The sequence below is a fragment of the Kistimonas ophiarachnellae genome (assembly GCF_057552235.1).
On record NZ_BAAJPA010000014.1, the window covers coordinates 117,489 to 129,107 of the forward strand.

12 protein-coding genes are annotated in these 11,619 nt (G+C 52.7%); 3 read left to right on the plus strand and 9 right to left on the minus strand.

Features of this window, described 5'->3' with window-relative positions; translation table 11 throughout:
- Nucleotides 1-40: 40 nt before the first annotated feature.
- From AC27K1_RS17300 to alaE, 3 genes are all read right to left on the minus strand, one after another.
- The gene (locus tag AC27K1_RS17300; protein ID WP_487152048.1) at nt 41-1,825 is read right to left on the minus strand and encodes a dipeptide ABC transporter ATP-binding protein; all 1,785 of its coding nucleotides are present in this window, start codon (nt 1,823-1,825) and stop codon (nt 41-43) included.
- Between the two features lie 406 nt (nt 1,826-2,231).
- Nucleotides 2,232-2,798 (minus strand): nucleotidyltransferase family protein, encoded by a 567-nt coding sequence (locus AC27K1_RS17305; protein ID WP_487152049.1) that lies wholly within the window; start codon nt 2,796-2,798, stop codon nt 2,232-2,234.
- A gap of 83 nt (nt 2,799-2,881) precedes the next feature.
- On the minus strand, nt 2,882-3,346 hold the full coding sequence (gene alaE, locus AC27K1_RS17310; protein WP_487152050.1) for an L-alanine exporter AlaE: 465 nt from the start codon (nt 3,344-3,346) through the stop codon (nt 2,882-2,884).
- 485 nt (nt 3,347-3,831) lie between these two features.
- On the opposite strand from alaE, the gene thiM reads away from it, so the two are divergent.
- Together thiM and ubiT are read left to right on the plus strand one after the other, a co-directional pair.
- Entirely contained in the window at nt 3,832-4,641 is an 810-nt protein-coding gene (thiM, locus tag AC27K1_RS17315; RefSeq protein ID WP_487152051.1) for a hydroxyethylthiazole kinase, read from the plus strand.
- A complete protein-coding gene (gene ubiT, locus AC27K1_RS17320; RefSeq protein ID WP_487152052.1) occupies nt 4,641-5,123 on the plus strand; it encodes a ubiquinone anaerobic biosynthesis accessory factor UbiT in 483 nt (160 codons plus the stop codon). Before thiM ends, ubiT begins: the two co-directional genes overlap by 1 nt.
- Nucleotides 5,124-5,142: 19 nt before the next feature.
- Here ubiT and AC27K1_RS17325 read toward each other — a convergent pair whose 3' ends face one another.
- Both AC27K1_RS17325 and ubiU read right to left on the minus strand, forming a co-directional pair.
- The gene (locus AC27K1_RS17325) at nt 5,143-6,033 is read right to left on the minus strand and encodes a U32 family peptidase (RefSeq protein WP_487152053.1); all 891 of its coding nucleotides are present in this window, start codon (nt 6,031-6,033) and stop codon (nt 5,143-5,145) included.
- A gap of 32 nt (nt 6,034-6,065) precedes the next feature.
- Complete coding sequence (ubiU, locus tag AC27K1_RS17330; protein ID WP_487152054.1) at nt 6,066-7,061, minus strand: ubiquinone anaerobic biosynthesis protein UbiU; 996 nt, start codon at nt 7,059-7,061, stop codon at nt 6,066-6,068.
- Nucleotides 7,062-7,311: 250 nt separating this feature from the next.
- Here ubiU and AC27K1_RS17335 point away from each other — a divergent pair, with 250 nt between their 5' ends.
- Nucleotides 7,312-7,608, plus strand: coding sequence for a hypothetical protein (locus AC27K1_RS17335; RefSeq protein ID WP_395183267.1), 297 nt, complete (start codon nt 7,312-7,314; stop codon nt 7,606-7,608).
- Here AC27K1_RS17335 and thpR read toward each other — a convergent pair.
- From thpR to menB, 4 genes are all read right to left on the minus strand, one after another.
- The gene (gene thpR / locus AC27K1_RS17340) at nt 7,602-8,198 is read right to left on the minus strand and encodes an RNA 2',3'-cyclic phosphodiesterase (RefSeq protein ID WP_487152055.1); all 597 of its coding nucleotides are present in this window, start codon (nt 8,196-8,198) and stop codon (nt 7,602-7,604) included. The genes AC27K1_RS17335 and thpR overlap by 7 nt on opposite strands.
- Before the next feature lie 114 nt (nt 8,199-8,312).
- The gene (menE, locus tag AC27K1_RS17345) at nt 8,313-9,764 is read right to left on the minus strand and encodes an o-succinylbenzoate--CoA ligase (protein ID WP_487152056.1); all 1,452 of its coding nucleotides are present in this window, start codon (nt 9,762-9,764) and stop codon (nt 8,313-8,315) included.
- Complete coding sequence (gene menC / locus AC27K1_RS17350; protein ID WP_487152057.1) at nt 9,740-10,774, minus strand: o-succinylbenzoate synthase; 1,035 nt, start codon at nt 10,772-10,774, stop codon at nt 9,740-9,742. Before menC ends, menE begins: the two co-directional genes overlap by 25 nt.
- Nucleotides 10,774-11,616 (minus strand): 1,4-dihydroxy-2-naphthoyl-CoA synthase, encoded by an 843-nt coding sequence (menB, locus tag AC27K1_RS17355; RefSeq protein ID WP_487152058.1) that lies wholly within the window; start codon nt 11,614-11,616, stop codon nt 10,774-10,776. The genes menC and menB overlap by 1 nt, the downstream gene beginning before the upstream one ends.
- Between the last annotated feature and the right edge of the window lie 3 nt (nt 11,617-11,619).

An 11,619-nucleotide genomic window follows, 5' to 3' on the forward strand; every position in this document is an offset into this window, starting at 1 on the left:
GTTTGTTGTGTTGTTATTGCCTTGCTCTGTTTTCTTTTATTTAGCCAGCAACTGCCTGGTTGCTGTTGGCGTCCTGCATCACGGCAATGCTGGATTCAATATCCAGACCTTCCCGTGATAACCCATCCACATGGGGCATCAGCCTGATCAGGTTACGGGTATAGTCGTGGGCCGGCTGGCAGAACAATGTTTCGGTGTCGTTGACTTCCAGCAGGGTGCCATGACGCATTACACCAATCCGGTCACACATTTGCCGGATGACCGGCAAGTCATGACTGATGAACAGCATGGTCAGGCCCAGCTCATCCTGCAGGTCACGCAGCAGGTTAAGAATCTGCGCCTGTACTGACACATCCAGTGCAGACGTTGGTTCATCGCAGATCAGGAAGCGCGGTCGGGTCGCCAGTGCACGGGCAATGGAAATCCGCTGGCGCTGGCCACCGGAAAACTCATGGGGGTATTTCACTCCGGCCTGACTACCGAGTCCAACATGGTCGAGCAAATCCGCAACGATTTGACGAGTCTGCTGCTCAGAGTCCGCCAATCCGTGAAAACGGATGGGTTCAGCGATGATGTCGTTGATCACCATCCGGGCATTGAGGCTGGAATAGGGATTCTGGAACACCATCTGGATGTCACGACGAAACGGCTTGCGGGCCTTTTCGCTCAGTGTGGTCAAATCAGTTCCCGCGTAAATCACCGAGCCGGAATCTGCTGGATATAAACCGGCAATCACTCGGGCAATGGTTGACTTGCCAGAACCAGACTCGCCGACTAATCCAAAGGTTTCCCCTTCGCGAATCCTGAAACTGACATCATTGGAAGCCTGCACATACTGCCGGTTCTTTTCCAGAAAGGCTGACTGCGTTTCAAACCGCAGGTTCACATGCTGGACATCCAGCAGCACATCATCGGGTAGTTTGACCTTCTCCTGACCCTCCGGCAGGGCCTCACGCTGGCCCAACCAGTGATTTTTCACATCAATGGAACGGGTCTGTACCTTCTCGATGTATTCCACCCGGGGGAAACGGCGTAACCGGATATCACTCCGGGGTACCGCACTGATCAGGCTTTTGGTATACGGATGTGAGGGAGCCTTCAGGATTTGCATGGTCGGTCCGACCTCGACCATCTCCCCCATGTACATGACGGCGACCCGGTCCGTCACGTTGGCAATGACGCCCATATCGTGAGTCACCAGAAGGCAGCCCACCTGCAACTCCTTACAGAGTTTGCGAATCAGGTTGAGAATCTGATCCTGAATGGAAACATCCAGTGCAGTGGTAGGCTCATCTGCAATAATCAGTTCCGGTTCGCCAGACAAGGCAATGGCGATAACAACCCGCTGACGCATACCACCGGAAAACTGATGGGGATACTGCTTGATACGAAGTTGGGGTTCCGGAATCCCTACGGATTCCAGTAGTTCAATCGCGCGTCGGTAAGCCTCTTCCTTACTGACATCAAGATTAGCCAGAATGGTTTCAACCAACTGGGTTTCTATGGTCAGCAACGGATTCAACGACGTCATTGGATCCTGGAAAATAAAACCGATGCGCCGTCCGCGAATTTTTCGGATCGCTTCTCCACGCAAACCGCTAATATCCTGACCGTCCAGCACCACACGGCCACCGGCGACCCGCCCCGGCGGACTCAGCAAAGAAATAATGGCATTACCAATGGTGGATTTACCTGCACCGGATTCGCCGACAAGCCCCAGGATTTCACCTTTCCCGACGGTGAACGACACATCCTGCACAGCAACGGCCGTACCGTGTCGCGACGGAAATTCGATACGCAAATCCTTCACGTCCAGCAAAGACATGCATTCCCCCTGGTGCTCATTGTTTGTATTTCGAAATTTAGTTATGAGCAGGCGACCGGTCCGGTGACGGTACGAAAAATCAGGCTATATCGACCGACAGACAGCCAGAAAAAAGACCAGAGACAGGACCAGTCGCATACTTCTCTCTTGGACTGGAACCCGAATATAACAGGATGTAATGCGTAGTCAAACGAATGGTTATAGGTGTTATTACCTAGTTATCGTTTTGTAAGGGGTTGGCCATAAAAGGAATATTTCACAAAAAACAGGCTTACTCAGATCATTCATCCTCTTTTTTCATATTCCACGTTTTTTTACACTCATCGCCCGAGAGGCTTAGAGGGGTTATTCATCGAGTCATAAACAGGTGATATCTGAGCAAAAAATACCATTACTTCCCTGAAACTTAAGCATCACAGCCAGGCCAGTCAATTTGAAGACAAGGCCATAACCGCTCCCATTGTTTTTCTTTGACACGTTGCGTGAAGAGAGCCGGTCTCGGATTACGCGCACACATGGATACACGCAGCGACCAGTTTTCCGCCAGCCCATAGGGGGCGGTAAAACATAACTGGTTATCTTGTATCAGGCGAACCCCGACACAGGTTTGCGTTTCAACCCAGTGGGCAATCCCGTCACTGGCATTTTGAAACGGAAGCAAACCATGTTTGAGATGCATACGGGCCTGATTCCTGACTTCCCATTTCACATCAGGGCAAAGTTCAAGAAGATGTGCCTCAAAACCCTGTTCGCTTTCCGGGCGCGTATCATCCGGATCAAAATACACAAGGTCGACATCATTGAGTAGCGTAGCGCCTGAACGCTGATGCAGATGATCCCAGATCGCATTACGCAAAAAACCGGCGCCAATAAACCAGTCTGGCAGCATGAGTGACCGGGCTGCTTCCAGACAGCGCATCCTCAGGCTGTCCTGACGAATTAACGCCGCTGTCTGCTGCTCCCACCGCGTCATGATGGCTCCCTGATACATACAAAAAAGCCGCAGGCATCATCCGACACCTGCGGCTGTTGTTCGATCATCCTGCCAGCTCAGACTCAGGCAGACCGCTCCTGGACAGTTACCGGCGCCAGGGCGCCGCCGAAACAGCGGATGGCGATCTTACGGCAAAACTGCATGTAAACACCATAAGGCCGCGCCAGGAATACCAGGCCACCGATCTGGCCGATACAGGCAGCCACAATCTGGTTTGCTGAGGCACCGGTGCTGGCCACCAGCAAAATGTAAACCGGAATCTGGAACAGTACGAAAGCCACAATATCGAGAAACAGCCGGCGGAAAAAACCACCCTCTTCCACACGCCCTACCCGTAACAGCCAGTCACGGAAGACACCATAAGGACGTGCAATGGCTGCGTTTACTGGAATACTCAGCAAACGGGATTGCAACGATTGTTCAAAACTCAGACCGGACAGGCCAATTTCAATGGCCATGCCGGCAACCATGAAAAAGGTAATCATGGCAAAGGTATCTGCCAAGGTTTCCCGCCGCTTGGTAGTCATCACATTAACCCTGCGAAAAAAAGCTACAACGCCCGGCCCCTGAGACCGGAATCCCTTTCACAAAATGTGTTGTCAATATCGCCCGAACGGGCACGCCAGAAATGGCCTGTCGTAGAAGGAGCCACCGTCGTGAGGATCGACAGCGTGTATTTCATACTTCTTGATGACGCAGGCACTGTAACGCTGCACTAGGCACTTCGCAATAGAGAAAATGGGCAGTAGTGATAATTAATCCTTAAAAAACGCATGCCTAGTGTTTTAGTAATTTTTCAAGCACTTAAAACAGCACTTTTATCATTTTTTGATTACTTTTAAGTTTATTTCGCTAAACAAAAAAGACGGTATCCGTATCAATCACATTCCCTATGATCGAAATCAAGCGTGTATCAATTCAAGCACTGCTAGAATATCGCGCACCCGAGTACCGACAGGTTTATATAACCGGTTAACTGCCTCTCTATTTCGCCCAGCTTCCGGAGTCCGCCATGACAGCCCCAACCTTTCAGCAACGGATCACGACCGCCCTGGACGCTGTACGACAACAACGCCCTTTGGTGCATAACATCACCAACAAGGTGGTCATGAATTTCACTGCCAATGGTCTGCTGGCACTCGGTGCGTCTCCCATCATGGCTGATGCCATTGAAGAAACCGTTGATATGGTTGACCTGGCGAACGCACTGGTGATTAATATCGGCACACCCAGCGCACGCACCGGCATGGTCATGAAATGCGCTGTCAGCCATGCCCATAATACGGATAAGCCCTGGGTGCTTGATCCTGTTGGCGCCGCCGCCACCCGTTTCCGCCTTGAAACGGCAAGGCTGATGCTTGAGTACCGGCCCAACGTGGTACGCGCCAACGCATCAGAAATCCAGGCGCTATATACCGGCGACTTAGGCGGAAAAGGCGTTGACAGCACCGATACACCGGAAGCGGTCGAATCACTGGCCATGACCGCCGCCCGGGCCTGGCAAACCACCATCGCCATCACCGGCGCCACGGACCTGATCACCGACGGCTACAAACAGGTCCGTCTGCACAATGGCCATCCGATGATGACCCGGGTAACCGGCACAGGTTGCCTGGCCACCGCCCTGACCGGCGCCTTTCTTGCCGTCGAAGCCGATGGCCTGACCGCCGTGACTGCCGCGCTGGCCGTACTGGGCATCGCTGGGGAACGAGCTGCAGACAAGGCCGCCGGGCCCGGTTCACTGCACAGCCAATTACTCGATGAACTTTACCTTCTGACACCGGACATTCTGAACCAGCATCTCAAATTGGAAGAGCAATAATGCCATTACCTGAAACACTTCGCCGGATACCCCATCCACCGGTCGCCTGGCTGTTCAAGCCGCTGCAGGTGATTCCATGGTCACTGCGCAACCGCCCCCTGGCACAGGCGCTGAACCACACCTTTCGGGAACCGCTGTCTGAGGGGGATTTTGACTGCCTGGAAGATCACTGGCTGCAACTGTCAGTCACCGACGTTGAACTGGATTTCTACCTGACAGTCATTGATGAAAAGCTCGTGCTGGGCTCGCCCCGCCCCTGTGACGTAACCATTCGCGGAAAGAGCAGCGCCTTCCTGGCACTGGCTTCACGCAGGGAAGACCCTGACACCCTGTTTTTCCAGCGTCGGCTGGTAATTGAAGGCAATACCGAACTGGGTCTCGCCATCAAGAACATGCTTGATGGCATTGATCTTGATCAGCTGCCACAGCTGGTTAAGCAATTGCTTCAGACCAGTGACCGTCTGGTGTCACTGGCCAGCTAACCAAAACACCAGCACCTTGTCAGGACAAGGTGCTGTTCATCCCCGCCTGACCAAACCAGTAACCGTTACATTGATCAACGGACTGCAGCGGTAACTGACCCGTCAATTCGGACGTCATGGATTCGCGCAGTTTCTGAACCAGTTCACCGGTACCGGTTTCCCTTGGGGAGATGCGCATGGCGTCCACCCCAATCTCTGCCATGTTTTTCCATTGCGGCAACAGGTTGCTACACAGGCCTGACTGTGTCTGTATCCCATTCAGGGTAAACAGACGCTCCCCTTCCTGACTGAAAACAGCCAGCCCATCCGGATGATCCAGACAGCGGAACTGGCAGTCATCCTTGGGCAGGTCATAGGCTCTGGCCGTAAAACAACGTGCTGACCAGGCTAGTGGCAGATAACCGTAACTGAAGACTTCTGTCGTAAATTGTTCCCGGATACCTAAGTCATCCGCTTGATTCAGAATGGATGCCAGCGCCTCACCGGACAGCTCGACCGGCATCACCCAGCGCTGCAGCCCTGCATTGACCATCTCGCGTAGTGTATAGGCGTTATAAATATTGATGGCCGGCCCTGCCACAAACGGCACGCCAGCTTCTGACAATAACTGGATAGCCCCGACATCATTGGCTTCGACCAGAAACTCGCCATTGCTGCAGATTTTGCGCAGGGATGCCAGTTCGGAAGCCGCTTCGAGCAAAGTCAGCGTTGACAGGACGACCTCTTTACCTGCTGCTTTCAAGTTGCGGGCTATCCCCAGCCAATCATCCAGCCGCAACTCCCGGCGCTTGGCGCAGACGGTTTCTCCCAGGTAGATACGATCGACTGGCCAGCCTTCCGCTTCCCGGTAAAAATCCAGTACGGCCTGCTTTTTCCAGAAAGTCAGTACCGGCCCCAGTGTAATTTCCATAACAGATCCTTGACCGTGTTGCTTGAGGGGCATTATTGCCAGGCACGCTGATAGGCGCCCAGGGTTGTCTGACTACCTTCAGACAGATGGGACAGTGAGCGCATCCACTCATCTTTCGGCTGATAACCTGTGGGATTGCTGCGGTAGCTGTCCAGCGCCTCACGCCAGACACGGGTCACTTCAGCCGTATAGGCCGGGCTGCGCTGTCGGCCTTCAATTTTGACAGCGGAAACGCCCATCCGGGTCAATTCCGGAATCAACGCCAATGTGTTCAGGCTTGTGGGCGCTTCCAGTGCATGGCAGGTCTTTCCCTGCACCGAAAAGCGTCCCTTGCACAGGGTGGGATAGCCGGCATTTTCACCGGCCTGGTAACGATCAATAAGCACATCGTTCAACCGGGATTCGAGCCCATTGGCGGTTTCAGACCAGCGAACAAAACGCGCAGGCGAGCAGGCGCCAACGGTATTAGGGGATTCTGCCGTCAGGTAAGAGGACAGGTAGCACCGCCCCTCTGACATGATGCACAAACTGCCAAAGGCAAACACTTCCAGCTCGACCGGACTTTTTTCGGCCAGTGCTGCCACCTGTTTAACGGACAACACTCTGGGCAATACCGCACGCTTGATGCCAAACCGCTGTTGATAAAACGAGAGGCTGGCAACATTGGTTGCCGAGGCCTGAACGGACAGGTGGAGGCCAATATCAGGATGGCGCTCCCTGGCATAGCCGAGCACGCCCATATCAGCCGCAATAATGGCATTGACCCGTAAATCCGCAGCCATATCCACGGCCCGCTCCCAGCGTGACCACCCCGCAGGCTGCGGATAGGTATTGATCGCCACCAGGATTTTCACCCCCTTCATCCTGGCGTATTCAAGCGCCTTCACCGCCTTGCTCTCATTGAAATTCAAACCGGCAAAGTGACGGGCATTGGTGTCGTCACGAAAACCGATGTAAACCGCATCCGCACCGTTATCAACGGCAGCCTTGAGGGCCGGCAGGCTACCGGCAGGGCAAACCAGCTCCATGTTTCACTCCATTGTTCTTAAGCGAAGCATGGTAGCGGGCTATCCCGGCAGAAACCTTGACCCTTATCAAAGACGGGAAACCCAAATACTGACATCCAAAATAGTGGCATATCACTTGCTTAATCGTTGATAACGAATGCTATGACCAGTAACAAGAGGAAACAAAGAAGAACATAACGGCTACACCAATACGTCGCTACCCCGATTAAAGTCAAAGAAACGTACCGAAAGAGAGAGCAAGGAGCCAATCATGGGATTACGAAAGCTATTCAATGTTGATGAGTTGTCCAGCCGACTGGCGGAACATGTCATGGCATCCACAGAAAGCCATACATGGCGCGAAAACCTGATGCAGGAAGGTATCTTTGAAAATACGGAAATCGGTCAGTTAAGCGAGCGCGAACTGGCATTAATTCAACGCACTTTACTCACGACCCGTTTCCGGACCATGAGTGAAGATCAACTGCTTCAGGCAATGCAGCAATACAGACTGCCCTGGCGCGTTGACCTTGAAGCCGAGTATTCTGCAGCAGCCGTCGCCTATTGAGCGACGGCCCCCTGCAAGGCAGGCTCAAGCGAGAAGGTTTCCATCACTGAATAACGAGCACCTTCAGGCGTCAAGTCACTGCGTATCAAGGCGATGTCCCGTACGGTGAGATGAAAGCCCGGCAGGCGCCAGACAGACATGGACAGTCGTTGCGTATCTGTTGGAAATCTTGCCAGGGTGACATGGGGCCTGAAGTGGCGGGACTGACTCGGGATTCCCGCGGCAACCGCCAGTTCATCACATAATGTATAAAGTCTTTCCATCACTTTGCCCGAATGCACCATAAGCGCCATAACGCGCGGGTGATTGGTGGAAGGAAAGTAGTTGACCTCTCCGGTCATGCAGCGAAAACCATCGACATCCTGCAGGGCCTCATGAAGCCCCTGAGAAATCTGCTGTAACTGATCTTCCGTGCAACTGCCCAGAAAGCGCAGTGTCAGATGATAATCCTGTGGTGCCACCCAGCGCAGCGTCTCGACCAGATCCTCACCAACATGGTGACGGGCCTTTTTATAGAGTGCTGCAGAAACATCCAGAGGCAGGCGATAGGCGATAAACGCCCGCACCTTGCCGGAATTCCCTGCTTTCATATCGTAAACCGCCTGATCGGATCAGCCGCCCCAGTGTTAACGGGCTCTCAATAACAGCTGATACACGTTTATAGTTTTCTGCCTGCAGATCAGCCCGGAATCGTTACCGCCTGTTTACTGCGGGAGTCGATGACGATTCTCCGCCAACTCCCTAAACACACGTCGATTGACTTTCAGTCCGCCACTCATCATTTCTGCAGGCCATGGATATATCCGTTCTGGCATTTTAAAGCGCACAAGGCGCAACGCAAGTCCTGAACGTAAACAATTCAAATTATCATCCGGTGTATCACTGTCAACAAAGGCCACTGGCCGATGACCAAACTCCCGGTCAGACACAGGCACTACGACCGCCTGACGAACACCGGGCAGAGCTAACAATGCCTTTTCAATCTCTTCCGGCTGGATATTTTCGCCACCCGAGATAAACATATTGTCGCGTCTTCCGGTCACTACCAACTGACCGTCATCGGTGAAATAACCCAGATCTCCCGTAGCAAACCAGCCCTCTTCAAGCGACAGATCACATTGACCGCCATTCTGGTAATAGCCTTTGAAGAGCACTTCTCCGCGAACCTGAATTTCTCCCTGGTGACTGATTCTGACCTGTCGATACGGTAAGGGCTGACCGGACGTTAGCCGCTGGTCATCAAGAAAAACAGGCGTTCCTGTACAGGCTTGGGAACTGGACTCCGTCAAACCATAGCTGGTCAGAATATGAATACCCTGCGTCTTGACGTCCGCCACCAGATCAGACGATACATAACCACCGCCCATCAATATGACCTTGAGCGCTGTGTCTGACAACAGCACATTCTCAGTGCGTAATAGTCTGAATAATTGAGTGTTTACCAGAGACAAGTGTGTCACAGGGAATTGATGCAATACCTGCTTCATTGCCATTTCCGGTGCCAGGACAATGGCAGCCCCTGCCACAAGACATCGGATAACTATGGCATACCCCCCAACATGAAACAGAGGTAAAGACAGTAACCAGGCATCATGGCTGCCCAATGGAATCTTTTCCTGTGATCCCACGGCACTGTAGTAGTGATTCCTGTAGCAATGACCTGCCGCTTTTGCCTTACCTGAACTACCGGATGTCAGAATGAGGTCACACAGGCGCTCAGCATCTAATGCTATATCTTGCAATGCGGCTGCAGGATTATTAGGCGAGACAGTTTGAGGATTCACAAGTGCGATTCTGGCGACTCCAGACAAGGAAAGCCCCTGCAAACACACACTGTCCTCTATAAAGCAACCATCGCAATCCAGCGAATTCATCAAATCTTCAAGCTGCGCTGAAGGAAAACGCGGGTTCAAAGGACAAAATACGATACCCGATCTCAGACAAGCCAGGAGTAGCAGTAACATAGTCAGGCTATTACCACTCACAACAGCCAAATGGCTACCGGCCTGAAGACCTGCTGCTATCAATTGGCATTGAATATCGGATACCAGTCTATCTAATTGAGAAAAGGTAATACGGCCATTTTCCAGCCAAACTGCCACTGCATCCGGTGAGTGAATCGCCTGATGCCTTAATGGGCAGCGGTACAACGCCATACTTCCTCCAATACAGGATCTTGTTGACTAACAGTATTACTCAGCAAATATTCAAACCTTTCAACCGATGACGTACAAAAGGCATTGACGGTATCCAATCCTGGTAATTCACCCGGGGTTTCAAGATGCGCCAGGCAAGCCAATTGCCTGATGCCTAACGGACTCTCATAAGAAGCACTGATAATCGTACGCAGATTCGCCGCCCTTGCCTGCTTGATTAACTGCTGTGCTTTGACGATGCCACCAGCCAACATGGGCTTAATGACTAAAGCCTCTAATCCAGGGAAGACAGAGAAGCGCCAGTCAGGGACCTGCAGGGACTCATCCAGGGCCAGCGGTAAACGGGTCGAATCACCTAACTCAGACAATCGCTGATAATCTGCCAAGGGCTCTTCCAGGAAGGCAATGCGCTCAGCATTGACTGAACGACAAAATCGCTCTGCATCTGCAAATGACCATTGCCGGTTAGCATCCAGACGAATTCGCAGCGACGGTGAAGCCTGCTCACATAATGCATTTACTACGGCAATGTCATCATCCACTCTTGCCCTGCCAACTTTCAGCTTTATTTCTGCACTGTTTGGCAAACGGACAAACTGAGCCAGCACCTCATCAGGCGTCCCCATTAATAAAGGACAAACTGCTGTCGATGTTGGTGCGACATTGAACTGCCCGGCAAGACTTAAGGCCGCACCTTCCACAGCGCAAGCCACAGAGGAAAACAGCATACGCTTAATGCAACCACGGGCTCCCGATTCAATGACGGTTGTCAGACAATCAGGCTGTCTCATCAAATACCTGAGCACATCTTCAAGCTGGGATTGGGCATCATCCAACGACTCAGGACTGAATCCCGGGAGTGGCGAACACTCGCCCAGGCCCCGCTGACCGTCTCCGGTTTTCAGCTGAAGAATCAGTCCTTGACGCGTTTGAAGTCGATGGCCTTTCAGGGTCAGAGGCTGCCGAAACGGCAGCCGAAAACGGTAGATCGTTGCCGATTCAAGCAACATCAGGGGTTACGACCAAATTTACTGAAATCCGGCGCCCGCTTCTCCACAAAGGCATTCCGTCCTTCCTGTCCTTCTTCTGACATATAGAAGAGCATGGTCGCATTACCAGCCAGTTCCTGCAGACCCGCCTGACCATCACAGTCCGCATTCAAGGCCGCTTTCAGGCAACGCAATGCCATCGGGGAATTCTGCAACATCTCACGGCACCACTGGACCGTTTCCAGTTCCAGCTGTTCCAGGGGAACCACCGTATTCACCAGCCCCATATCAAGGGCTGCCGTTGCATCATACTGCCGACACAGGAACCAGATTTCCCGGGCCTTTTTCTGACCTACCAGCCGCGCCATGTAGCTGGCACCATAGCCCCCATCAAAGGAACCGACTTTCGGACCGGTCTGGCCAAAGACGGCATTATCCGCCGCAATGGTCAGATCACAGAGCATATGCAACACATGCCCACCACCAATGGCATAGCCTGCCACCATTGCCACTACGGGTTTAGGGCAGGTTCTGATCTGACGCTGCAGGTCGAGCACATTCAGATGGTGCACGCCCTGATCATCACGATAACCGGAATCACCACGCACCTTCTGGTCACCACCGGAACAGAATGCCTTACCACCTGCCCCGGTCAGGATGATGACGCCAATCTCACTGTCATAACGAGCGTCAGACAGGGCCCGGGACATTTCCATCACGGTCAGCGGACGAAAAGCGTTATGCACCCCTGGACGGTTAATCATGATGCGGGCGATGCCTTCCGCCTTGTGATAAAGCACATCGTCATAACCTTCAGAGCAGTCCTGCCAGTCAAGGGCGGGCTTAATTGATACATCATTCATAAT